General features: G+C 41.0%; 22 protein-coding genes and 3 tRNA genes. 6 read left to right on the top strand and 19 right to left on the bottom strand.

Annotation, left to right across the window (positions count from 1 at the left end):
* Positions 1 to 44: 44 nt before the first annotated feature.
* The 13 genes from PSH48_RS19410 to PSH48_RS19350 all read right to left on the bottom strand — a co-directional run bounded on the left by PSH48_RS19410 (position 45) and on the right by PSH48_RS19350 (position 12,022).
* Positions 45 to 120 (bottom strand) — tRNA-Lys (locus PSH48_RS19410).
* A gap of 72 nt (positions 121 to 192) precedes the next feature.
* Positions 193 to 268 (bottom strand) — tRNA-Lys (locus PSH48_RS19405).
* A gap of 219 nt (positions 269 to 487) precedes the next feature.
* Positions 488 to 1,237, bottom strand: coding sequence for a tol-pal system protein YbgF (gene ybgF / locus PSH48_RS19400; protein WP_004587278.1), 750 nt, complete (start codon positions 1,235 to 1,237; stop codon positions 488 to 490).
* Between the two features lie 13 nt (positions 1,238 to 1,250).
* Positions 1,251 to 1,793 (bottom strand): peptidoglycan-associated lipoprotein Pal, encoded by a 543-nt coding sequence (gene pal, locus PSH48_RS19395; RefSeq protein ID WP_004587277.1) that lies wholly within the window; start codon positions 1,791 to 1,793, stop codon positions 1,251 to 1,253.
* A gap of 36 nt (positions 1,794 to 1,829) precedes the next feature.
* Complete coding sequence (tolB, locus tag PSH48_RS19390; RefSeq protein WP_004587276.1) at positions 1,830 to 3,188, bottom strand: Tol-Pal system beta propeller repeat protein TolB; 1,359 nt, start codon at positions 3,186 to 3,188, stop codon at positions 1,830 to 1,832.
* Between the two features lie 9 nt (positions 3,189 to 3,197).
* Entirely contained in the window at positions 3,198 to 4,124 is a 927-nt protein-coding gene (gene tolA, locus PSH48_RS19385) for a cell envelope integrity protein TolA (protein WP_024032176.1), read from the bottom strand.
* A 4-nt stretch (positions 4,125 to 4,128) separates the two neighbouring features.
* Positions 4,129 to 4,560 (bottom strand): protein TolR, encoded by a 432-nt coding sequence (gene tolR, locus PSH48_RS19380; RefSeq protein WP_004587274.1) that lies wholly within the window; start codon positions 4,558 to 4,560, stop codon positions 4,129 to 4,131.
* Positions 4,547 to 5,251 carry a protein TolQ gene (tolQ, locus tag PSH48_RS19375; protein ID WP_004587273.1) on the bottom strand — a complete coding sequence of 235 codons (705 nt, stop codon included), beginning with the start codon at positions 5,249 to 5,251 and terminating at the stop codon, positions 4,547 to 4,549. The genes tolR and tolQ overlap by 14 nt, the downstream gene beginning before the upstream one ends.
* 1,278 nt (positions 5,252 to 6,529) lie before the next feature.
* The gene (ruvB, locus tag PSH48_RS19370) at positions 6,530 to 7,537 is read right to left on the bottom strand and encodes a Holliday junction branch migration DNA helicase RuvB (protein ID WP_004587272.1); all 1,008 of its coding nucleotides are present in this window, start codon (positions 7,535 to 7,537) and stop codon (positions 6,530 to 6,532) included.
* A gap of 7 nt (positions 7,538 to 7,544) precedes the next feature.
* Complete coding sequence (gene ruvA, locus PSH48_RS19365) at positions 7,545 to 8,162, bottom strand: Holliday junction branch migration protein RuvA (RefSeq protein ID WP_004587271.1); 618 nt, start codon at positions 8,160 to 8,162, stop codon at positions 7,545 to 7,547.
* A 2-nt stretch (positions 8,163 to 8,164) separates the two neighbouring features.
* Positions 8,165 to 8,689: a crossover junction endodeoxyribonuclease RuvC gene (gene ruvC, locus PSH48_RS19360; RefSeq protein ID WP_004587270.1), complete on the bottom strand. Its 525-nt coding sequence runs from the start codon at positions 8,687 to 8,689 to the stop codon at positions 8,165 to 8,167.
* Between the two features lie 128 nt (positions 8,690 to 8,817).
* A complete protein-coding gene (locus PSH48_RS19355; RefSeq protein ID WP_273612161.1) occupies positions 8,818 to 11,319 on the bottom strand; it encodes an ABC transporter permease in 2,502 nt (833 codons plus the stop codon).
* Complete coding sequence (locus tag PSH48_RS19350; RefSeq protein ID WP_004587268.1) at positions 11,309 to 12,022, bottom strand: ABC transporter ATP-binding protein; 714 nt, start codon at positions 12,020 to 12,022, stop codon at positions 11,309 to 11,311. The genes PSH48_RS19355 and PSH48_RS19350 overlap by 11 nt, the downstream gene beginning before the upstream one ends.
* Between PSH48_RS19350 and PSH48_RS19345 the strand changes: the two genes are divergently transcribed.
* The 3 genes from PSH48_RS19345 to PSH48_RS19335 all read left to right on the top strand — a co-directional run bounded on the left by PSH48_RS19345 (position 12,023) and on the right by PSH48_RS19335 (position 13,301).
* On the top strand, positions 12,023 to 12,646 hold the full coding sequence (locus PSH48_RS19345) for an arylesterase (RefSeq protein WP_024032180.1): 624 nt from the start codon (positions 12,023 to 12,025) through the stop codon (positions 12,644 to 12,646).
* A gap of 164 nt (positions 12,647 to 12,810) precedes the next feature.
* A tRNA-Pro gene (locus PSH48_RS19340) sits at positions 12,811 to 12,887 on the top strand.
* A gap of 90 nt (positions 12,888 to 12,977) precedes the next feature.
* Positions 12,978 to 13,301: a DUF2845 domain-containing protein gene (locus PSH48_RS19335; RefSeq protein WP_054983647.1), complete on the top strand. Its 324-nt coding sequence runs from the start codon at positions 12,978 to 12,980 to the stop codon at positions 13,299 to 13,301.
* A 58-nt stretch (positions 13,302 to 13,359) separates the two neighbouring features.
* Here PSH48_RS19335 and PSH48_RS19330 read toward each other — a convergent pair whose 3' ends face one another.
* The 3 genes from PSH48_RS19330 to PSH48_RS19320 form a co-directional block, all read right to left on the bottom strand.
* Entirely contained in the window at positions 13,360 to 13,608 is a 249-nt protein-coding gene (locus PSH48_RS19330; protein ID WP_004587250.1) for a hypothetical protein, read from the bottom strand.
* A gap of 165 nt (positions 13,609 to 13,773) precedes the next feature.
* The gene (locus PSH48_RS19325) at positions 13,774 to 15,342 is read right to left on the bottom strand and encodes a cyanophycinase (RefSeq protein ID WP_273612160.1); all 1,569 of its coding nucleotides are present in this window, start codon (positions 15,340 to 15,342) and stop codon (positions 13,774 to 13,776) included.
* Between the two features lie 185 nt (positions 15,343 to 15,527).
* Positions 15,528 to 18,047 (bottom strand): UvrD-helicase domain-containing protein, encoded by a 2,520-nt coding sequence (locus tag PSH48_RS19320; RefSeq protein WP_273612159.1) that lies wholly within the window; start codon positions 18,045 to 18,047, stop codon positions 15,528 to 15,530.
* A gap of 297 nt (positions 18,048 to 18,344) precedes the next feature.
* Here PSH48_RS19320 and PSH48_RS19315 point away from each other — a divergent pair, with 297 nt between their 5' ends.
* From PSH48_RS19315 to PSH48_RS19305, 3 genes are all read left to right on the top strand, one after another.
* Positions 18,345 to 18,929 (top strand): hypothetical protein, encoded by a 585-nt coding sequence (locus PSH48_RS19315; RefSeq protein ID WP_024032189.1) that lies wholly within the window; start codon positions 18,345 to 18,347, stop codon positions 18,927 to 18,929.
* 64 nt (positions 18,930 to 18,993) lie between these two features.
* Positions 18,994 to 19,908, top strand: a complete 915-nt coding sequence (locus PSH48_RS19310; protein ID WP_273612158.1) for a M14 family metallopeptidase — start codon at positions 18,994 to 18,996, stop codon at positions 19,906 to 19,908.
* A 252-nt stretch (positions 19,909 to 20,160) separates the two neighbouring features.
* Entirely contained in the window at positions 20,161 to 20,571 is a 411-nt protein-coding gene (locus PSH48_RS19305) for a hypothetical protein (RefSeq protein WP_273612157.1), read from the top strand.
* Between the two features lie 18 nt (positions 20,572 to 20,589).
* Here PSH48_RS19305 and ccoG read toward each other — a convergent pair whose 3' ends face one another.
* The 3 genes from ccoG to PSH48_RS19290 all read right to left on the bottom strand — a co-directional run bounded on the left by ccoG (position 20,590) and on the right by PSH48_RS19290 (position 24,913).
* Complete coding sequence (gene ccoG / locus PSH48_RS19300; RefSeq protein WP_273612156.1) at positions 20,590 to 21,972, bottom strand: cytochrome c oxidase accessory protein CcoG; 1,383 nt, start codon at positions 21,970 to 21,972, stop codon at positions 20,590 to 20,592.
* Between the two features lie 145 nt (positions 21,973 to 22,117).
* The gene (locus PSH48_RS19295; protein WP_273612155.1) at positions 22,118 to 23,536 is read right to left on the bottom strand and encodes a sigma-54 interaction domain-containing protein; all 1,419 of its coding nucleotides are present in this window, start codon (positions 23,534 to 23,536) and stop codon (positions 22,118 to 22,120) included.
* Positions 23,537 to 23,593: 57 nt separating this feature from the next.
* Positions 23,594 to 24,913 (bottom strand): ABC1 kinase family protein, encoded by a 1,320-nt coding sequence (locus PSH48_RS19290; RefSeq protein WP_273612154.1) that lies wholly within the window; start codon positions 24,911 to 24,913, stop codon positions 23,594 to 23,596.
* Positions 24,914 to 24,928: the final 15 nt, after the last annotated feature.

Here is a 24,928-nt window from a genome sequence, read left to right as displayed (position 1 = left end):
TGCGTAAATCCGCCGATTGAACCAATCTTTACCTTAATAAAGAATGGTGGGTCATGATGGACTTGAACCATCGACCAATGGATTAAAAGTCCACTGCTCTACCAACTGAGCTAATGACCCGCTCTGTCTGCTTACTATTTAAGTGAGCTGCGTAAATCCGCCGATTGAACCAATCTTTACCTTAATAAAGAATGGTGGGTCATGATGGACTTGAACCATCGACCAATGGATTAAAAGTCCACTGCTCTACCAACTGAGCTAATGACCCGCTCTTTTTGCCGCATTTTGAGTGGGGTAACCATTCGTTTGCTGCGGGCGCTTATAATACTTATTTATAAAATGAGTGCAACCGAAAATGTCTCTTTTTTTCAGTTTTTATGCCTAGGTGAGCAAAATTAAAGCGTTTGTGCTCAAACTACATGCAAATACAAGATTCGCCGAGTATTTCTATGTAGTTTGAGCTTTAAATACACCGCTTAAATGCGTCCTAATTAGCTAGACGCTCGGTTGCAAGTTTTGCAGCAGTTGTACTTGGATATTGGTTAATTAGATCACCCAATATTTTTTGTGCCTCTTGATTCAGGCCTTGCTCTTGTAAAAGCGTGCCTAACTTTAACATGGCATCTGGTCGTTTATTTGAGTTAGGAAACTCATTAACCACAACTTTAAAGTGCTCACTTGCTTTTACACCATCATTTTTAATAGTCAGCAACTGCCCAAGCCAATAATGTGCATTAGAGGCATACACAGAATTAGGATAGGTTGTTAAAAATGTTTGAAACTCAGGAATAGCTTGGTCGTAGCGTTTATCTTTCATTATTAGCGCTACTGCACGCTCATACGCTTCGTTTTCAGATAAGTCACTGCTATAGGTTTGTGCGTCGCTCGATTGCGTGTAATCGGTTGCAGGCGCAGCAGCGGGTTGTGTGTACGCTTGGCTTACGCGGTTTTCTATTTCTTGATAAAGCTCACGCTGGCGCTGAAGTACTTTTTCAAGTTTATAACTTTGCTCTTCAGTAACACCGCGAATTTGGCTTACTTCATCTTGAAGTAGATTAAGTTGTTGCTGTAATTCAACTTGTAATAAGTTTCGCGACTGCATCATGTTTTCTAGTGACGCTAAACGCTTCTCTATGCTCGACTGTGAACTTGCAGCTTCTGAAACAGGAGCGGGAGCAGCCAAAACTTGGGTGCTCCCGCTCAATATCATGGCTGCCAAAATAATTTTCGGCTTCATAATATCTCTTATCTTAGTAAACTAGTACCGCACGGCGGTTTTTAGCGAAAGCTGATTCAGTGCGAGATTTAACCATTGGTTTCTCTTCACCGTAGCTAACTACTGACATTTGGCTAGCAGAAACACCTAAGCTTTGTAGGTATTTTTCTACAGCTTGGCCACGGTGCTCACCTAGTGCAATGTTGTACTCAGGCGTACCGCGCTCATCAGCGTGACCTTCAATTAATACTTTTACTGAAGGGTTCTGAACTAAAAACTCAGCATGTGCACGAAGTAATTCTGCGTACTTGTTCTCAACAGTTGCTTTGTCGAAGTCAAAGTAAATAATTTGTTCTTGACGAAGCGCTTCATACTTTTGACGAAGTTGCTCTTCTGCTTGTTGTTCAGGTGAAATTGTTGCTACTTCAACTGTATCCGTGTTTGTTGATTGCTCAACTGCACTTTGATTTGATTGGTTAGCTGCGCCTTCATCAATATCTGAAGATGAGCTACAAGCGGCTAATGTCATTACTGGCACAGCGATTAGCAGGCCTTTAAGTACTTTGTTAAGTTGCATTGAGTAGATTCCTATTTTTGAGTAAACCAGCAAATATTACTGTAAATATGGCGACCAAGCTGGTGCCTTTACTTGTCCGTCTAGCACGGGTAAACGTGCTTTAAAGCGACCGTCCATCGATACCAGCGCGAGTACCTGTTTATTATTATGAAGCGTGCTATAAATGATCATCGAACCGTTTGGCGCTATGCTCGGTGATTCATCAAGGCGAGTTCGCGTTAATACTTGAAACGCGCCTGTAGCCAGCTCTTTCTTAGCAAGATGGTACTGCCCGTTGGTACGGTTAACCATCACTAATTCTTTACTGTCTGGCGTTATAGAACCCGCTAGGTTCATATCGCCGTCGAAGGTCAATCGTTGTGACCTACCAGTTCTTAAATTTAACTTATAAATCTGGGCATTACCACCCCTTTCAGATGTAAACACAATATCCTGGCCATTTGGATACCAAGATGGTTCAGTATCTATACTACGGTGGCGTGTAAGGCGTGTTTCTTTACGGGTTGCTAAATCTAAAACGTAAACTTCAGTTGCACCTGTTTTATCTTTAGAAAGCACCAATAACATTTTTTTGCCATCTGGTGAAAACTGCGGTGCACCGTTAATACCGCGGTAACTAGTGATCAGCTCACGCTTACCTGAGTATAGGTCTTGAATGTAAATTTGGCTTTGGCGGTTTTCAAACGTTACATACGCAAGCTTAGTACCATCTGGTGACCAAGCTGGCGACATTAACGGCTCTTTTGAGCGCAATAATACTTGCTCGTTAAAGCCATCGTAATCGGCAACCACTAATTGGTATGGCTTAGCTTGGTCTTCACGTACGATTACATAAGCAATTTTAGTTAAAAACGCGCCTTTTTCACCGGTTAGCTTTTCATATACTACATCGCTTATGCGGTGTGAATAACGGCGAAAGCCACTTTCACCAATTACGCTTTCGCGTGCTTCTAAAATATGATCTTGGCTTTTTACTAGTTTACCGCTGCTCATCATTTGAGTTTGGCCACCGGTAATTTGCCCACGAATAACATCAACTAATTCGTAGCGTACTAAGTAACGCCCATCAGTTTGTTGCTCTACCTCGCCTACTACAACCGCTTCTACACCTTGGTTTACCCATGCTGCGTAGTCAATGTCGCCGTCTTTATTAGGAAGCTGTGGCATTTGTGCTACATCTACCGGTTTAAATTTACCACTGCGCATTAAATCGGCAGCAATTACATCGCTCAATTTTTGTGGAATTGGGCCAACACCGTTGTATTTAAAAGGCACGATGGCAATAGGACGTGCGCCGTCTACACCTTCAGTTATTACAATTTCAAGTGCCGCATTTGCTACACCCTGAAACCCTAATAATATAACTACAAAGGCTATTTTAATTTTGCTGAACATATCATTCCTTTAAAATTCTGGCTTGATTGTTAAATTAATATTCTTAAGTTGCTCGAATACGTCTTTGTCTTTAGATACAGGTAATGTATCGGCCATGCGCACAGCTCTAAGTGCAGCTTCACACACTAGCTTATCACCTCCTAACGATTTAACTTGCGTTACTAAACCATTAAACCCAAGACGAATATTTACTCGACACTGTTGGTTTTTCATTTTTTCATCAATCAGTAAGTTTTGCTGAATGCGCGCCATAATTAAAGCACGGTACTTATCAACTTCGCTTACTACTTGCTGTTGGCGTATTTTACTACGTGCAGCCTGCTCTTTAGCAAGTTGTTCTTGTAACATTTGCTCTTGCAGTGCTTGCTGACGTTTACGCTCGGCTTCTTTTGCACGTTCTTTAGCTTCTGCTTCACGCTTTTTACGCTCTGCTTCGGCTTTTTTTAGTGCCTCTTCTTCTGCTTTGCGTTTATCTGCAGCAGCTTTAGCGGCGTTTTCAGCCTCTTGCTTTTGCTTTTCGGCTTGTTTTGCTTTAGCACGCTCTTTTTGTTCAATTTCGCGCGCTTTTTTAGCTTCAGCCTCAGCTTGTGCTTTTTCTTTCTCTTTTGCTTTGCGCTGTTGCTCTAGCTTTTTAATATTACGCGCTTCGGCTTCACGCTGTTTACGCGCATTGGCGGCTCTGCGTTCTAAGTCACGAATGCGTTTATCTTCAGCGCGTTTTTTAGCATCTTCTTTTTTTTGTAGCTCAGCAATTTTTTGCTCAACTTGTTTTTGATCAACCGTGACCGCCGAAACCGCATTATCAGGCTCAGGAATAGCCGAATTAAGAGTCACTTCCATTACTTTAGGTGCCGGTGGATGTATATTTGCAGTTGCCCACAAAAAGCCCCCTAAACCTAAATGTAAAAGTACTGACTTGATTATAGAACTATTCATGTTACTACTGTGTCCCCTCAAAGGATTCTGTCATTAAACCCACAGATGGTACGCCAGCATTCTTTAAAAAGTCCATTAATAACAACACTTCTTGGTAAGAAACCTTACCAGAGCCTTTAATCATTACTGGTACATCAGGGTTTTTCATTAGCTGAAGCTTAATAACTGCGGCCACATCAAGTGCTTCCATTGGCTCCTCTGGATCAGTCCCTATGCTTACATAGTACTTACCTGCCGAGTCAATTGAGGCAATAATGGGTGGCGTGTCTTTAGTATCAACTAAATCCGACTCTTCCATTTTTGGTAAATCAACTTTTACACCGTGAGTAATAAGCGGTGCTGTTGCCATAAATATAATTAGCAATACCAACATTACATCAATGTAAGGTACTACATTAATTTCTGCGACCGGACGGCGCTTCTTACGCTGATACATTCGCTTTAGCCTCTATTTGGGTAGCTGCTTGACGGTGTAAAATATTGGCAAATTCTTCCATAAAGTTGATGTAGTGTGATTCTAGTTTTTCAACTTTATTAGCAAAGCGGTTATACGCAATAACAGCCGGAATAGCCGCAAATAAGCCCATTGCAGTTGCAATAAGTGCCTCAGCAATACCTGGCGCTACCATTTGTAATGTTGCTTGCTTCACTTCACCAAGTGCAATAAAGGCATTCATAATACCCCACACCGTACCGAATAAGCCGATATATGGGCTAATCGAACCCACTGTTGCTAAAAACGATAAGCTCGATTCTAGTTTTTCAATTTCACGCGACAGCGCCACACGCATAGAGCGATGCGTACCTTCCATTACAATGCCAGCACTTTGAAAGGTGTTCTTTTTATGGCGTGCAAATTCTTTAAAGCCAGATGTAAATAACGCTTCAATACCATGAGATTGACCGCTACGTGATGAGATTTCGTTGTATAGTTTGCTTAAGTCGATACCTGACCAAAATTTTTGTTCGAATTTTTTTGCATCAGACAAGGCGTCGCTAATTGCTTTTTTGCGCTGAAAAATAATTGCCCATGACATAACAGACATTGCTACTAGCGCTAGCATTACTAACTGCACAAGCAAACTGGCTTCTAGAATTAGATCTAAAAAATTAAGCCCTGATCCCACGTTAAACTCCTAAATAATTTCAAAAAACGTCAATTTGGTTATTTTGTGTAAATAAGACCATTGTAACGGCCATAAGTTGCATCTAGTGTATCGAGTCAAGGGTTTACTGACAACGATATTGCTATGAATTGGCAACAAAAAACGTTAAACATACGCTTAATCGCTTGTTTGTTTCTAAAACGCGACTACCGCGTTTAGTAAAACACAACTTAATACTACAAAAGTGCGTAAATATACGCAGTAAACTTAATAAAACGCACCGTTTATTCATAAAAAGTGCATAAGCACGCAAAAGTAATTCACGGCACTTTGCATGTACTAATATAACTAATACTGTAACAATACAGCTCAGACCAGTTATTTATTAATTTTCAGCCACTTATAAAGTTAACGAATAATTAACGTACAAGATTCGAACAACAAAAAAATTCATCAGATTAGTTTTTCTTATCTGAAAATTTAAATTTTCTAGTTTGAACAAAAAATGCTTATTCCGTATTATTCTCCCATACCGAGCTTACGCACTGAATGAAACATTTTTCATTAAGCCAAGTTCTTAGTAATAGGATTTTTAATCGTATTACATTGTTTTACTCTTTTTGGATAAAACCTGATTAAGTAAAACGTAGTTCCCTAGATTACTTCCTTCAACTTGTTGTTTGCCCGCATTATATGCGGGCTTTTTTTTGCCTAAATTTTACCGCCAACTTGGCATACAATAAGTATAAATTACACAATCTGTTTAATTGCCAACGGTGTATTTAGTATCTTTTTTTACCCGCTCGTATCTTTAAATTATCTACTTTCAGTAAAAAGCATGTTTATTACAAGGTAAAACTTATTAACACAATTAGCGCCGCATCTAGTCTCTTATGTTGCTACTGTTTTAAAGCTAACTGGTTTTAATGGTACGCAGCATAGCCACGCCAGTCTTAACGTTAAGTGAATTACAAAACGATTTTAATTTATTGGTTACATTTGCAACAAAGTGGATGAAAGCTGAGTAAGTTTTAAAAAATTATACTAATTTTCTTAATTAAGTGAGCTATGTTGAGGCTGGAAAAACGTGTTGATAGCTAGGCAAAAAATTCGCTATTTCGTTGTTCTTGGCAATTGCTCCTGCACTGCTCTACCTTTTGCATGCAGTCGTAAATGAGAGTTTTTAACGCAGGTAGCGACACGTTTGCCTCGCAAAATGATTAAGTGTTATTGCAAATTGGTATTACATTTAACAGAGGAAGTAGCCCGCTACATTTACTGTAACAGGCTAAAGAGGGGCTAATCTTGTTTTGGGAGTAAACCAAAGTGATGATACGCATTGTCTGATACAATTCGCCCGCGCGGTGTGCGCTGTATAAAACCTTGTTGAATTAAAAACGGCTCTATTACATCTTCAATGGTTTCTTTTTCTTCGCCTATGGCGGCGGCTAAATTATCTAGCCCTACAGGCCCACCCATAAATTTTTCGATAATGGCAAGTAAGTATTTACGGTCCATGTAATCAAACCCGCTTTTATCTACGTCAATCATATCAAGGGCAAGCTCGGCAACGGAGGCATTTACTGTACCATCTGATTTTACTTGCGTGTAATCGCGCACACGGCGCAATAAGCGGTTTGCTATACGCGGTGTGCCTCGTGAGCGTTTTGCAATTTCGGTAGCGCCATCGTCGCACATTTGTAAATCTAGGTAATGTGCAGAGCGCCCCACTATATGCGATAAGTCAGCTACCGAGTAAAACTCTAAGCGCTGCACTATACCAAAACGGTCTCTAAGTGGTGAGGTAAGTGAGCCTGCGCGTGTTGTCGCGCCAATAAGCGTAAACGGTGGTAAGTCTAATTTAATAGAGCGTGCAGCGGGGCCTTCACCAATCATAATATCGAGTTGGTAATCTTCCATTGCGGGGTAAAGTATTTCTTCAACTTGTGGGCTGAGTCTGTGTATTTCATCAATAAACAGCACATCGCCTTCTTCAAGGTTGGTAAGTAATGCAGCAAGGTCGCCGGCTTTTTCAAGTACTGGGCCTGAAGTGGTTTTAATACTTACATTAAGCTCATTGGCAACAATATTAGCAAGCGTGGTTTTACCTAAGCCCGGCGGGCCAAATATTAATAGATGATCAAGTGCTTCACCGCGGCTGCGCGCTGCCTCAATAAATATTTCCATTTGCTGCTTAACATGCGGCTGACCTTTGTAGTCGGCTAAAAGCTTGGGCCTTATTGCGCGGTCTATGGTGTCTTCGTTGGTTTTTTCGCTCGCGTCAATTAAACGATCAGCTTCAATCATGGGTTACTCACAACATTGATTTTAAAGATTCTTTAATAAGAACCTCAGTAGACATATCGGGTTTACTTACCGATTTTACTGCTTTTTGCGCCTGTGGCAATTTATAACCAAGCGCAACAAGTGCCGATACGGCATCGTCTGCAGCATTATTGGCAATTGTTGCATCGCTAGGAGGCTCTATAACGGCATTATCGCTATATGGCGTAAATAAATCGTTACCCCAATCTTTTAAGCGGTCTTTCATTTCTAGCACTAAACGCTCAGCGGTTTTTTTACCCACACCCGGTAATTTAACCAATGTTGTGGCATCTTCGTTGTTTACGCAACTGACAAATTGTTGCGCCGACATGCCCGACAATATTGCTAGGCCTAGTTTAGGGCCCACACCATTTGCTTTTAATAGTTCTCTAAAAAGCGCGCGTTCGGTTTTATTATTAAAGCCAAATAATAGTTGTGCGTCTTCGCGTACTACAAAGTGCGTGTACACGATGGCGTTTTCGCCAATATTGGGTAAGTCGTAAAAACAGGTCATGGGCATTTGTACTTCGTAGCCTACGCCGCTTACTTCTAATAAAATTTCGGGCGGTTGCTTTTCAACTAACGTGCCATTTAAACGGCCAATCATAATTATTTCCTTAAACGTCCTCTAACGGTTTTGCTTGCGCTACCCGCTAGTTTTATTAAATTTTGTTCTGAGTGCGCATGGCAAATTGCAATGGCAAGCGCATCGGCCGCATCGGCTTGCGGTGTGCCAGGTAATTTTAAAATATTTTTTACCATGTGTTGCACTTGCGACTTATCGGCGCCGCCATTACCTACCACGGCTTGTTTAATTTGCCGTGCTGAGTATTCAAATACGGGTAAGTCGGCCATAGAGGCTCCCACTATGGCGGCTCCTCGGGCTTGGCCCAGTTTTAGCGCGGCATCCGGGTTATGCGCCATAAATACTTTTTCTATGGCAAAGGTTTCGGGGGAGAACTGCTCTATTATTTGCGTGATCCCTTGGTAGATCATTTTTAATCGTATGGGGAACTCATGCTCGGCTAATTTAATGCACCCGCTTCCTAAATAGGTAAATTTAGCGCCTTGATGCGCAACCACACCATAACCGGTTAAACGTGAACCTGGGTCTATCCCTAAAATAATGGCCAAACAGCACACTCATTATTGTTATTTTTCAATAACGGTAATAATGCCAGAGCACTGTATAAATTACCAGTGGCGAGTAAAAACAAAAACGCCCGCAACTTAGTGCGGGCGTTTAGCGTTAAAAGTATAGCTTAGGCTAAAGCACGTACTAAGCCTTGGGTATTTTGTTTAAGTTTACAGGCAATCATAAAGTAGCCAAGCGCGGCTACAAACACCCCGCCCGACACTGGCCCTATTAGCCAAATTGCCGGGTGCAATTTACCGGCTAAATCAAACATTTGCTGCTGAACAATCAATAAGGCTACATCACTAAATAATGCAGCTACAAACCCGGCTAAGCCACCTAATAGCAAAAACTCATAAAGCGTCGCATTTTTTATTAACCGCCCTTTGGCGCCTAAAGTTCGCAGTATTACTATTTCCTGCATTCGCTCGCCAAGGCTCGCTTGCACCTGAGATATAAGCACTAATGCGCCACACAAAACCACAATAGCAAGCACAAAGCCAATAGCTAACGACACCTGCTCAATGGTTGATTGTATTTGCTTAACAAAGTTATCTACATCGATTGCGGTAATGGTTGGATAAGTGCGCAGTAACTGGCTAAACGCTTTCTTTTGCTCTGGCTCAATACGCACTGATGAAATATACGTTGCCGGAAAATCTTTTAGCACATCGGGGCTTAAAATAATAAAAAAGTTAGGTTTTAGCGTCGCCCAATTTACTTTACGCACACTGGTAATTTTGGCGTCAAATGATTGCGCACCAATTAAAAATGTTAAAGTGTCGCCTATTTCTACGTCTAGGCGCTCCAGCATAGACTCCTCAACCGATGCCTCACCCACTGCGCCTTCGCCAAACCACTGCCCTTGCACAATTTCGTTTTGGGCTGGCACATTATCAAGCCAGGTTAGATTAAGCTCACGGCCAATGCCTGAACGCGCTTCTTCATCTTTTTTCTCGTTATCTTGCAACGACACTTTACGCGCAACAAGCTCGCCATTTACCGCATTTACTCGCCCACGAATGGTTGGATAAAAATCCGATACTAAAATATCGTTCTCTGCTAGGTAATTATTTACAGGCTCAAGTTCGTTTTGCGTAATATTAACTAAAAATGCATTAGGCGCATCGGCGGGTAATTGAGACTGCCAATCTGAGATCATGTCATTTTTAAGCACAATCAAAAACAATAGCAATTTTATCGCCAACGAAAAGCTAATAAGCTGCACCGCATTTACGTTGGCACGCTTTTGTATAGAGGCAATAGCTAACGACCAGCTGTTGCCTGGTTTTAAGCCTAATTTACGGCCACCGCCAAATATTAGTTTTGAAATAACAAACAAAACCGCAATCAAAGCAAGCGTAGAGACAAATAAAATAAGCGTTATTTTAATGTTGTTACTAAATAACCACATTAATAAAAACACCGTAAGCGCGCTTAAACCTAAGTGCACACGGCTTACCGCTAGTCTGTCGCCTAAATTACGGCGCAATACTCTAAGCGGTGGAATATCAAATAAATCAAGCAGTGGCTTAATAGAGAACATAACCGCACATATAACCCCTGTGCTAATGGCCACCAGCCAAGGTTTAAACCCGGCGGCAGGTAAGCTCATATCCATGCTTTTTGCTAAATAACCAGTGGCTATTTCTTGTAAACCGTAGCCTATGGCTAAACCCACAATAACCGCTAAAGCACACACCATGAGTAAGTGCATAAAATATATTTTACGAATTAATGCACGGCTTCCGCCAAGTGTTTTCATCATTGCTACGGGGTCGTATTGGCGCTCACAATAACGCTTTGCCGACACAGCAATAGCAACCGTAGCCAAAATAATGCCCAGCAAACCGGCCAGTAATAAAAAGCTTTCTGCACGGTTTAAGCTATTTGATATGGGTGATTGTCTATCTTTTACGCCATACCAACGTTGATTTTCAGCCATTTGCGGCTTTAACCATTCATAAAACCGCGTTATATCTGATTCATCGCCTGCATAGAGTTGGCGATAATTTACTCGGCTGCCAGGTTGAATAACCTCAGTTTTTGCAACATCAGCAATATTTATAAGCACTCTGCGGCTGCTCGAAAATACATTAAACGGCGCATCTGGCTCCTCAACCACCACTTTTTCTACATTAAATACTGCTGCGCCTAGCTCTACTTGGCTGCCAATATCAATATTTAAGCTGTAAAAAACCGATTCACTTAGCCACACATTGCCAGGCTTTGGGCCGCCCTGCGCTACTTGTGTTTCGCCAAGCAACGATGATTTTACTTTTAACTCGCCTTTTAACGGGTATTCGTTAGACGCCGCTTTTACCGAGGTAAATTGCATCTCGTCGTTGGCAAATAACATGGTATCAAAGTAGATCATTTGCGCAGTTTGTAAGTTTTCTTGTTTGGCTTTGCTAATAAACGCCGTATCTAGCTCATGGGCGCTTGCCAGTACTCTATCTGCGGCAATAAACGCGCTACTTTTTTGCGCTATGCTTTGTGCTATTCGCTCAGTCACCATAGACAGTGTGAGCACCGTTAATACCGCCAGCGCAATGGCGGCACTAATTACTGTAAGTTCGCCGCGGCGAAATTCACGCGCAAATAATTTAAGTGCTAACTTAGCCCACATTCGCTACGTCCTCTTTTGAGTTTTTAACTAAGCAGCCCGCTTCAATTTGTACAATATGCTGGCACTTTTGCGCGAGTGCTTCATCGTGAGTTACTAAAATTAGCGTTGTGCCGTGCTGCTGGTTTAAATCAAATAATAATGACTCCACCATTTTGCCGTTTTTACTGTCTAAATTTGCAGAGGGCTCATCGGCAAATAAAATTTTAGGTGTGCCAATAAAAGCGCGGGCAATGGCTACACGTTGCTGCTCACCACCAGAGAGTTGCGATGGGTAATGATCAATACGATGGCTCAGCCCCACTTTTTCTAATAGGGCAAGAGCTTGCTCTTTGGCATCGCTTTCGCCAGCAAGCTCTGCCGGCAGCATCACGTTTTCAAGCGCGGTTAAGCTTTGTACCAACATAAAAGATTGAAATACAAAACCTACTTTTTCAGCACGCAATGCTGCGCGTTGCTCTTCATCTAATTTATGTAGCGGCTCGCCATCAAGGGTAATTTCACCACTGCTGGCGGTATCTAGCCCCGCTAATAAACTTAATAACGTGGATTTTCCTGAGCCAGAGGTGCCAACAATAGCAACTGACTCGCCATGCTTGACATTAAAGCTGATGTCGCTGAGGATGGGCAACTCACCTTCGAAGGTAGAAACTACTTTAGACAAACCATTTACTTGAATAATATTTAATTGAGAAAGCGCTGACATATGACTCATTCAATCCTACGTTTTGTATTCGTTTTATTTTTAGTTATCAAACCACTTAGTGCGGCGGCCGACAACACGATTTTAATACTTGGAGACAGTTTAAGTGCAGCCTATGGGCTTAAACAAGAGCAAGGCTGGGTTAAATTGTTACAAGATAAATACGATGCAGAGCAGCGTAATATAGAGCTAATTAATGCCAGTATTAGTGGCGAAACTACCGGTGGAGCTTTACGCAGGCTAGATGCCTTACTCGCGCAATACCAACCAAGCCATGTACTTATTGAGCTTGGTGCTAATGATGGTTTACGTGGTTTTCCGGTAACAAAAATGCAGGCCAACTTAACGGATTTAATCGAAAAAAGCCAAGCTGAAAATGCCATGGTCGCGTTAATGGAAATTTATATTCCCCCTAATTACGGGCCGCGTTACAGTAAAATGTTCACTGACAGTTTTACACAAGTAAGTGAAAAAACAAATGCTCATTTACTTAACTTTTTTATGCTTAATGTGGCAGATAAGCCAAACTTAATGCAAAGAGATCAATTACATCCAAATAAAGAAGCACAACCGCTGATACGCGATGAAATGTATGACTCGATCAACCAATGGCTAAATAAAGATTAGGGCGTGTTGTTCTTTGGTGGCTTAACATGCGCTGCACGGCATGTGCTTACTAAGGGCGATACGCCCTTAGCTTAAAGTTTTTTAGCTCATTTGCATAATAAACACGCAAACAAACAATCACTTATTGATTTTTAATAAAATATACGTACTATTGCAAACAACGTCGGTATGTAGCGCAGCTTGGTAGCGCACTGTCATGGGGTGTCAGGGGTCGCAGGTTCAAATCCTGCCATACCGACCATTTAACCTCCTCTTTATTTCTTTTTCACTGTCATTTTTCTGTATTACCTTGTATACCTAGCATTTAATACTATGTGTTTAAGGATGACTTATGAAAAAGCGTATTGTGTTTCCCCTGCTTTTATCTCTTTTTATTTCAAGCTTTGCGTTTGCTCAGGGTAGTTTTCGACTTAAAAACGGAAATCTATTAAGTGTGGGTAAAACTAAATCTGACATTGTAGCCGTAGTGGGCGCACCACTTTATAAAGATGTGCTTAATGAAGCTGTTGATATTGGTAATGGCGACAAATTAGTTAAAACAGAAGAGTTTACTTATAAACTAAAAGGCTCAATTGGTGGGATGTATATTGTATTGATCCGTTTTGAAAATAATATTGTGACCAGTATTAGTTCAAAACAAGTCGACAGGCTTTAAATATATTAGAGTTAGTTTTAAGCAGTTAAAAGCGCCATACGGCGCTTTTTAGTTTTTATTAGTGTGTACGCCCTACGCCGTTACGCACCATATCTTTACCGTTTTCAAATACCTCGGCTGTTATGCCACGCGCCAGTAATAACTGTTGTTTGTCGTCAAATACTGCAACAAAATGGCTGCCGTCTTTATTGCTTGTAGCCATACCTACACCCGATACACCTTTTAAGCCTAAGCCGCCGTTTTCTACCATAACTAAAAAGTTCTCTAGCTCTGCTAGGTTGTCGATTATGTCGTGCTCATTATTCATAAATTGCTCTTTGTAAAATCTGCTTGGTTAATGCCTATTCGCAAAACGTAACCACTAAATTAAGTGAATAGGTATAAATTACTTGGGCGCTATTTTAAAGCCCATTAAAATAAACATAAACCTTTGTATCGGGTTATTAAGTATATTTAGTACTAGCGCTTAAGGTTAAAAGCGCTCTACATTCAGTGACAAATTACTTAATGCGCAACCATACGGCTGGGTATTAATGCGGTAATAATCCGTATTTTTTGTGGCAGTTAAATTTATTAAAAGGTCATCTTGTTGCCCTACCGCACTTTGCTCTTGGCTTAGGCACATAGCTTGCGTAAGCGAGCGTAGTTTTGAATCGGTTAAAATATTGGCAAAACGCTGCACCGGTAAAGGCGGTATTTTAACAGGCGCTAATGCTTGGCTAATGGTGCGCTCGCTAAGTTCAAACCCGGTATTAGTAATATCTATTACACTGCGAGCAGGCCAGTACGAGTAGTTATAGCTACTTGCTTTTTGCTGCGTACTTAAATACGCAACGCCACTTTGCCCTATTACGGTCATTAAATTTCCTTTGTTGGATTTAATAACAACGAGGGCTGTGTTTTCATCAATACCAAAACCGTGCTTAATATCACCGTTTTTTTGCTTTGCGGTATTTAATGTACCCGCTAGGTTTAGCGTTTGATTTTGCTCACTAAAGCGGGTGCTCAGTGGGCCATAGGTAAACGTGTTTAACCCGTTAAGTGAAGTAGCCTGTGGAGCAAGCTTTTCTTTTAATACCGCTTCGCTTTGGTGCTGTGAGAGATAGACGTTTTCACTTTGTATTTTGCTTCCTGCACCTAGCCCTACAATAACTGGGCGAGTTTTAAGCGCATTCGTCCAGGGGTAGGCAGTATTATTTTCATCATACAGTGCTTTTAAAGCATTTTTAGCCTTGCCGTCGCTAAATAAAACACCGGTGCTGGTGTTTATTAAATTAACTAACGCCTCAACCCCATTATTACAAAGTGTTTGCTCAGCCTTTATGAGCTCGGGGTATACATTGCTGCGATTATACAGGTTCATTTGTGAGTGACGCAGCGCCGGTAAATCACTACAGGTATTGTTAGTAATTGCTTTAGCAAGTGCAGGTGTAAGCGGTAACCATTGGCTGGTTACACCTTTTGGTAAAAGCGTTTTAAGCGCCTCTACCTGTGCGTATGGGTCGCGCTGGGCTGCGCTAATAATTAATAAGGTGGGTGTTGGGTTAGCAACCTTTAAGCTCCCCGCTATAAATTGCAATATACCGTTGCTTTGTAGCTCAGATTTTGGGGTGGTGTTTACATGAGATTGTTCAAGCATATCAAACACAAAGTTAAACTCTTGCTTTGTTAGGCTATTAAGTTGCTCGTTGTTTATATCGCGCCATTGCCAAAGCAGCTCACTTTTAGAGACTGCGTTTGCATTTTTGCTACTAAGCGCACGTAAGGTATTTAAAACATTTGCTTGGTTATTTGTATTGTTAGTCGGCCAATTTAATTTTATTTGCTCAATATTAGTATTGGTTACCTTAAACACGCTTTGTGACTTTGAGTTATTTTGCGTATTGCAACTTTGCGCCGCATTAGCACTGCAACTATTAATTGTACTACCGGCTAAAATAAGGGTTTGCTCTTGCTGCTGGGCAGCCCCTTTAAATGAAAATAAAGTAAATAAAACGAATATAAAGCTCACTCGCTTAGTAAAAAAAGCACGGGTACGCATAACGCTCTCAAAAATGATCTAAATAGGCGTTAAGTTTAACAGCATGTAATGGCAGGCTAAATAGTAAATGTGGGCCTCAATGATTGCGACACATGGCATTAGTGTATAAAGCAAGTTTGCCTGCTAGTTAAAAAAGCGCGATGTGCGTTTTACGCAGCCAATACTCTTACATTTAACCATTAATCTTACTTATTATGCTTACTCTGTTTTACAAACAAATTAGAGGCTATATCAATAGGGTAATTATCGTTTATTAGCTCGCTAATAAATTCAGAACACGCAGATGGCGGAGCAATTAAATAGCTTTTATGCTTAGCGCGCGTGATCCCTACGTACAATAAACGTCGCTCCTCTGAATGATTAAAGGTATCTGGTGCGGGCAATAATGCCTCAACAAGTAAATTGCCCGGATTATTGCTTGGAAAACCTAACTTGCCCTGCTCAAAACCTATAATAATACAGTAATCGGCCTCGAGTCCTTTTGAGCCATGCAGTGTCCAAAAATGCAGTGGGTTAGCAAAGTTGTTACCTGCTAAGTGCTGCTCTACCTCATTAAGCATAAACCGATAACGGCTCAATACGGCAATACTGGCTGTGTTATTATTTTTATTAATTGTGGCTATAGTTTGCTGCACTTTTAGTGCTACTGACTTTTTACCTTGGTTTAAATCGTCAAGTAACACAACTTGAGGGGTACTTACTTGCGTATGTGTGGTTATGTACTTTTTATATTGTTCAGGGTTTTGCATTACAAAGCGCCCCGCTACCTCACTAATACTGTTGTTATATCTAAACGTTTTTTGCAATAACGTGAGTGAGTGACTGCCTATTAAATCGTTAAACTGTGTGGTGAGCGCCAAATTACCGCCCGAAAACCGATAAATAGCCTGCCAATCATCGCCAACCGCAGTAAAACAAGGTTGCGGACCACTCTTTATTAAAGTATTTAAAAACGCCATGCGTGCGCATGAAATATCTTGAAATTCATCAACTAAAATATGGCGCCAAGGTACACTTACCTCCCCCAATTTAACCGCCTGAGCTGCGCTTGCAATCATGTCGTCAAAATCAATAGCATCTTGCTCTTTTAATTTTTCGTAGTATGCACGCTGCATTGCCACCAATAATGTTGCATAACTTTTATGATTTATAATGCCACTTTTAGCTATTCGCGCTGCAATTTGAGCGTTAGATAGTTGCTCACCCCGTATTGCGCTTAGGCAGTTTAAGTACTTATTTATATTTTGCTTTAACAGCCCTGTTGCAGATAAACGCTCGTACACTGCGTGGTTATCTACGGGGTTAATGTTCACTTTATGTTTTTGTAGTTGTGCTTTTAAACGCTGCTCAAGCTGACCTTCTTGCCAGTTATAATGAAATGTTTGCACCAATGCATGGCCATGTTTTTTATGGTGCGCGCGTACATATTTAATATGCTCGCTATTGTGTAAGTTAGGTGCATGCTGCACTGAATTACCTTGCCTATCTGTCACAAAATGCGCCAAGTAAACCTGGTGCTGTGGCAAGAAAAAATCGGCGGTGTCATCATTTTGGTAAGTGTGTTCAATACCATACATGTAAAGCCAGTTGGCAATTAATAAGTGCTGATAACTGCTTACTTTTAGCCCCGATAGGGTGTGATAGGTTTGTGCTTTTATTGCGGTTTTAGTTGCGGTTTTAGTTGCGACTCTAGTTTCGGTATTGAGGCTATCAGTAGGTTCGTACAGTGTCTCAACAAAGGTTTTACAAAAACGTGAGTCTGTTTTTAGGGTATTACTAAGCCACTGTGTAAACCATTTTTTAAGCGCCATAGCATCGTTTGCAAAAGGCGATAAGCTACGTGTTTTATTAGCGCTTTGCAGTAACTTAAGCCCCAGCGCATGAAAGGTTAAAATAGTAGGCGGCGTAACGTTTAAGTTTGCTTGTTGCGCCCTTAAATTAAAGCGTTGATTTAATTCGTTTGCTGCATTTTTATTATAAGCAAGTATCAATATTTGCTCGGGTTTTACACCACCATGAGCAATTAAATCCAGTGCCTTTGCAACCATTACTGAGGTTTTGCCAGTGCCTGCGGCCGCTAGCACTAAATTTTTGTCGTTATTGCGTATAACAGCAAGGCGTTGCTCGTGTGTAAGCGGGTTTGATTCAACCACATTATAAAAGTCGGCTCTTGCCGTTAGTGTTTTTTGCTCATAACTTTTACGTAGCTGCTCTGTGGCATGCGCTACTGTTGGTGAGCTACTTAAAATAGTTAAAAACTTAATATTAATGGCCGATAAATGCTGCTGCCATAGTGCAGGTAATGCGCCGTACTGCTGTGCCAGTGAAAACACCGCCGATTTTAATAACGGCACGTTTGAGTCGCGAAGATACTCGTTTGTTGCATAACGTTTTACAAGCGTTTTTGCTGTATTCACTTTTTCTTCTAGGTGATTGGCAAACTCGCTGTTTAGCTGCTCACTAAGCGTTTGAGCCTGCTGTTTATTTAAAAAGCTAATTACCGTTTTTTTATTATGATTGAGGGTTATTTTCGCGCTAAACAGGCCTTTTTTAAATTGGGAAAAATTAGTAAAGTCGCTAATTAAATAGGCGCGTGAAGTAGTATTTTTAAAATGTATAACGAGTGAACTTTGCTTAATAGTAACGGTGTTAATACGCGTAAAAAAACGTCCTAACCAGCTTGGAGTGGCAATAAACTGCGCCATAAAACCTTGAATAAACTAAAATTAAAAATAAATTTTATCACAGTTTAAACGCCAAGGCGCGCCCCGCCTTAAAAGTGGCTGCGTGGTTAACCAAAGCATGTACAAGCAGGCCTCATAAATAGCCCAAAGGCTGTGTACATTGGGTGTTTAAACTGCGCTAAACACCTCCTAAAACGATCAACTCGTCTTAAGTATTTACTCTAAACAGGTGTTTAAATTTGCTTAAACTTTACGTTTGAATATTGAACAAATTGCACTATTAGTTTAATGTGAAGCTTTTATTAAACGAGAAATAATATGGATTTAACTAAGGAAGAGTTAAGTTTTATTTCGTCTGTTGTAGGCAGTAACAAGGACAATACAAACGATAACTCGCAGCTTAGCTTAAAAACGGCTTTGCCAGATACACTAAAAGGTTTGTTGTCTCACGCTAAATTAACCATGTTAGCTGAGGTGGGCCATTATCAGTTGTGGTTTCCGCTTGAGTTTAAGCTCAACGATGACGGCTACTTAAACCCCGTACTGAGTGCGCCTGAGGTAATTGATACCGAAGGTGTAGACAGAAGCTGGCGTTATTCAGACCTGCATTTACAAAGCGAGCGCTTTTATGTGCTTTCGCTCTCAAGCAGTGGCGTGCTATTAAAGCCGCGCGATCATCGCTATAGCCTTACCCACGCGCAACATATTACGTTTAAATTACCCAATAAGAAAAAAGTCACTCTGCTTATAGATTTAGTCCGTAAAACTAATTTAGGCTATGCCGCAAAAATTGTCAGTATCAAAAGTGGTAAAGAGGCATTACGTGAGTATTTATTTGAAAAACATAAACGTGAAAACGCCACCTTGTACGAAAACACGGCAGGTGTAACTGAGCATTTCTAGTTGCAGGCCGTTAATTGCAGCGATAAGCTAACGCCTTTATAAAGCGACAAGTTAAAGGCACACAATGAGCGACACTTTATACCCAATTGGTACCCCTAATAAACCATGGAACGACAGTGATAAAGCAGCATGGTTACAACTTCAACAAAAAAAGCGCGATTATAACCAGCTCGTAGTAAGTAAAATTACCCAGCCTAATGAGTTTTTAGATGTAGAGCAGTACGGCGAATTAAATTATTCGCCGCTTAGCTTTGCACTTTATTTATTTAAAAGTAAAAATTGGCAAAGTGATCGCCCTACCGTGTTAATTACTGGGGGTGTGCACGGCTACGAAACAAGTGGCGTTATGGGTGCGCTGGCATTTGCTCAAACCGCTGTTGCACCTTATACAACGCGTTTTAACTTTATTATTGCGCCTTGTATTAGCCCGTGGGGTTTTGAAACCATAAACCGCTGGAACCCAGAAGCTATTGATCCAAATCGCTCTTTTTACGATAACAGCCCTGCTCAAGAATCTGCAGCTATTATGAAATATGTAGCCTCGCTAAACACTGAGTTAGTTGCGCATATTGATCTGCACGAAACCACAGACACAGACAACAGTGAATTTAGACCTGCTTTGGCGGCTCGCGATGGTAAAATTAACACCAACTGGAACATACCAGATGGTTTTTATTTAGTGGCTGATAGCAAAAAACCAGCACCTGAGTTTCAAAAAGCCATTTTAAATAGTGTTGAGAAGGTGACGCACATTGCCCCCAGTGATGAAAACAATCAATTAATTGGTGTACCGCAGGAACAATTTGGCGTTATCAATTACGCAGCACGCGAATTGGGCTTATGCATGGGCTTTACCAATGCCCCTTATGTAACTACAACCGAAGTATACCCAGATAGCCCAACTGCCTCAGATGAGCAGTGTACTCAAGCGCAAGTTGCTGTTATTACCGGCGCGTTAAATTATTTAAAGTCACTTTAGGGGCTTTAAATACCCATGTGCAATAATACTTAATCATTTTTTTGGGGCTAAACGTGTCGCTACCTTCGTTAAAAAACTTTCATTTAAGACTGCATGGATGCAGAAGGGAGAGCAATGCAGGAGCAATTACCAAGAACAACTAAATAGCGGATTTTTTGACAAGCTATCAACACGTTTTTCTAGCCTCAAGATAGCTAACTTAATTAAGCAAATTGGTATAAGTTATAAACTAATTGAAATTAGGAACCTACGATGAAGTATAAAAATAAGCATGCTGAGGTAACTTTATCCTTTGAGGGCAATATAGTTATTGCCCAATTTAGCGGAAATTTAGACCTAGAGCTATTGGCCAACTTTAAAACTGCCCTTTTTGATACAGTGGCTGAATTTGAAGGTAAGCAATGGGGTTACATAAGCGACTCATCGTGTGTACTTGCAGCTACGCCCGATGCAGAGCAAGAAATGGTCGCCATAAGCACACATATGCAGCACACTAACTGCTTGATAAGTGCATTTGTCCTCACCTCCCCTATTGCTATAAGCCAAATGCAGCGAATAATGCAAAACGCTAAACGCGATGTAGATTTTAACCAATGTTTATTTGATAACCTAGATGCTGCAAAACGTTTTATTTCATCGCAATTAAATAATGGCGTGAGCTAATTTTAGCCCAAGCCATTGCTAGTTTTTATAAAACTGGCTTGTTTTAGTAATCGCTATATCAGGGTTTTCTACGGCGGTAATCACAAAGCTAACTGGGGTCACTTTTGTTGCTATGTCGTAGCCATCAGCGGTGACTGTAACCGGAATTTTTTTCATCACTCCTGGCAATACCAAAATAGAGCTTGGCGCACTAAGTGTGGCCACAGGTAGGCCTTCAATGGCTACGCCGTAGTGCAATGGCTGCTGGGTTTTATTGATAATAGTGAGTGTGTATGGGTTTTCTACCAAGCCTTCATAATTTACACGGTATAATGCGTTTCTGTCGCGCAGTACCGATGCCTCTATTGGCGTACGTTGCAATACCCACGCAATCATAGAAATAAGTAATACCCCTGTTAATACACCATACCCCACTAATTTAAGCCTAAATGGATTGGTTTTTTTACCTTCTAGCTGTTTTTCGCTGGCATATTTAATTAACCCTTTTTGATAGCCAAATTTATCCATAGTGTCGTCACAGGCATCAATACATAAGCCACAATTTATACACTCGTATTGCAAACCGTTACGAATATCTATGCCCGCGGGGCATACCTCTACACATAAATTACAATCAACGCAGTCGCCTAAATTAAGGGCTTTAGGATCAGCTTTACGTTTACGAGGGCCTCTGTTTTCACCGCGCTTTGCATCGTAGCTCACTACCAATGTATCTTTATCAAACATCACCGATTGAAAGCGAGAATACGGACACGCCACATTACACATTTTTTCGCGTAAAAAGCCGGCATTTCCATAAGTACAAAATGCAAATAAAAACACCCAAAAGCTGGTAATGCCCGACCACTGTAAGGTAAACATTTCAAGGTATAAACTTTTAGCGGGAATAAAATACGCCATAAACGACGTTGCAGTAAGCAGCGATATAACAAGCCACGCAGCGTGTTTTGTTATTTTTTTACGCCACTTTAATGTACTCCATGGCGATTTATCTAACTTTATACGTTGATTACGAGTACCTTCTATACGTTGCTCAACCCAACTAAACATTAACATCCAGATTGTTTGGGGGCAGGTATAGCCACACCACACGCGGCCAAGCCAATTCGTGACAAAAAACAAAGCAAACGCGCCTACCATAAATAGCAGCGCTAAAATCATAAAGTCTTGCGGCAGTAAGGTTAAACCAAAAATAGTAAACTTTTGCGTGGCTACATCAAGTAGTACGGCTTGCTCACCTTTGTATTGAATCCAAGGAATGGCAATAAACATAAGCATAAGTAACCAACCAAGGTTACGGCGTATTTGTTGGTAAAAGCCTTTTTGCTCACGAATATAAATAGGCCCTGGTGTGTTATAGGGCTTGATGATCATATCTTCTTCTTTAATATCAAACTTCATAGTAGCTACTTAATAGTGACGGTATTAATGCTACTTTTGCAACTTTCAGACCAAGCTGAAACCTAAGTTAAGTAATTGATATTAAATACATTTATAAATTAGCGAAAAAAATTCATTCGCGATATTTAACGAATAGCGCGATATATCACGTACTTTTGCTTATTCCTAGTTTACGCATTTTTGAGCGCAAAGTGCTCTCGGGCAAGCCTAATTTGCAAGCAGCGCCTTTATCGCCAGATATTTGCCACTGTGACAATTCAAGCACCGCAATAATGTGCTGTTTTTGCGCCTCTGCAAGCGTAAGTGATGTATTTACAGCTGTGCTTGCATCGCCATGCAATGGCTGACTCAGTTTAAGGACAGTATGTTTAGTTAAAATAGCTTCGCGCTCTAGTACGTTTTGTAACTCGCGAATATTACCAGGCCAATCATAAGCTTGTAGTTGGCTAATCGCTTTTTTACTCACCCCTTTTATTTGCTTTGCTAAGCGTTTATTTAGTTGAGTAATTAAATTGGTGCATAAATAAGGAATGTCTTCTTTGCGCTCTTTAAGCGCTGGCACTTTAATAGGAAACACATTAAGGCGATAATATAAATCAATTCGAAAGGTGCCTTTTTTCACCATTTGCCATAAGTCGCGATTGGTTGCCGCCAATACTCTAATATTTACCTTAAGCGTAGTACTACCGCCAACCCGTTCAAACTCTTGCTCTTGTAATACCCGTAGCAATTTACTTTGCGCTTCTAATGGCAGCTCAGCAACTTCGTCTAAAAACAGCGTGCCTTTGTCGGCCAGTTCAAAGCGGCCTTTACGTCGCTCGTTTGCACCGGTAAACGCACCGCGCTCGTGGCCAAATAATTCAGACTCCAACAAGCTTGGCGTAAACGCTGCGCAGTTCACTTTTATAAAAGCTTGATTACTGCGTTTACTTAACCGGTGTAAGTTACGCGCCACCAGCTCTTTGCCTGTTCCATTTTCACCTAAAATTAATACTGTGCTGTCGGTTTCGCTAACGAGTTTAATTTGCGCCAACATAGCTTGAAAAACATGGCTTTGGCCAACTAAACCTGAGTCTTGCCAGTCTTCGTTAAGTTCTGCAATTAGGTAGTTATTTTCATCTTGCAGCTGCTCACTTAAATGCTTGACTTGCTCAAGCGCTTGCTTAAGCTCGTTTTGGGTTTGCTGCTGCGCCGATATATCGCGAAATACCGCGACCGCACCAATTAACTCACCTTGCCTGTAAACAGGGGTTGATGTGTATTCTACGGCAAACGAGGTGCCGTCTTTGCGCCAAAATACTTCGTTTTTAACCTCGCGGCGTTTTCCATCAAACATGGTGCAATATATTTGGCATTCATCGGCTGGATAAGGAGAGCCGTCGGCGTGGCTGTGATGATGATACTGATGTATTTTTTTGCCCAACAATTCTTGGGCTTTCCAGCCAGTCATACGTTCAGCTGCTGGGTTTACAAACACCGCATTGCCCGATAAATCAAAGCCGTAAATGCCCTCTCCTACCGCATTAAGTAAAAGTTTGGGGTCATTTAAAAATTGTTTTATCATTACATCGTCCTCGCGAAATATCACGATTATTATGCCATAAAGTGACGCGCTAAACAGTTAAATAAAGTGGCCTTTAATATAAGGCTTAAATAAAGCGTTAATATCTATTTTTGCATTTAACTTTGCCGCAATTAAATAAAGCCCAGCTAGCTTACGATGAATAAACAACGCATCAACGGGCGGTGTATGCCATTGCTGCGACTGTGCGCTGAGCTCTAGCCCCGCATTTTTAATATTCGTTGCTAAGGGGCTGTTTTTAAAATCAAACTCGCCAGTGGTTCTTAGCGGCTCACACGCCATTAAAAACAAATCAATAACATGGCTTTTGTAAGAATCTAGTAGGGTATCTTTAGAATAACCTATTTCACGTGCTGCGCTTAACACGCCCGCCCTATTGTTTTCAGTGCCTGCAATAAATAGTGACAGGTAAGCCTTGCTCAACTTACTCGAGATCTCTCGGGTTGCCCCAAAGTCAAATAACACAATTTGCTTACTCTGAGTCTGATAATGAAAATTAGCAAAGTTAGGGTCGGTTTGAATTAGCTTAAACTCAAACATTTCTTTAAAAAATAAATCTATGAGCCTAGCTGCAATGTTATTTTGCTCACCTTGAGGTAAATTGCTAAGCGCTTCTATAGGCGTTGCTTGTACATACTCCATTGCCAAAATGCGTTTAGTGTTGTGAACGCCATATACTTTAGGCACTTTAAAATTAACGTGCTGGCTTAGCAACTCACCGTATCTGTTAAGGTAATGTGCCTCGCGTTCATAATCAGCCTCGGCAAGTAGCTGCGCTTTAGCCTCATTTATTAGTGGCTGTATATCAAGCTCTTTAGGGATTAACCGCGCAATGTTTAATAGTGCAATAACATTGTCTACATCGCTATGTACACTTTGCGCTATACCTGGGTATTGAATTTTTACCGCCAGCTTTTCACCATTTTCTTGATAAGCTAAGTGCACTTGGCCAATAGACGCCGCTGCAAATGGCCTAAGTTCAATATGCGAAAAACGATTAAGCCAGTTTTCACCCCATTCACTTTTAAGTACCTTAACTAATTGATTGTGCGGCATTGGGTTTGCATCAGCGCGAAGCAATGCGAGTAATTGAGTAAGTTCAGGACTTAATAGCTCGCCAGCATCCATAGACAGTAATTGCCCTAGTTTCATGGCAGCACCACGAAGGTGTGCTAGCTGAACAGCTAGTTTTTCTATGTTTTTAGGTTGTAAGAGTAAAGCTTTATTATTCCAACCATTACCCGAGAGCGCACTTTTAGTGCCATCTATAAGCATGTTGGTTGCAACACCACCGGCTAAGGAGCCAAGCTTTGCAAATCGAGAGAGTCTTGAGGTAGGTATGCTGCGCGAAGCTGCCATTATAAAAACCTAATT

It is taken from the genome of Pseudoalteromonas sp. Angola-4 (assembly GCF_028599265.1).
GTDB lineage: Bacteria > Pseudomonadota > Gammaproteobacteria > Enterobacterales > Alteromonadaceae > Pseudoalteromonas > Pseudoalteromonas atlantica.
The sequence above is the reverse complement of the archived record's forward strand: the minus strand, read 5'-3'. Positions and strand labels throughout refer to the sequence as shown.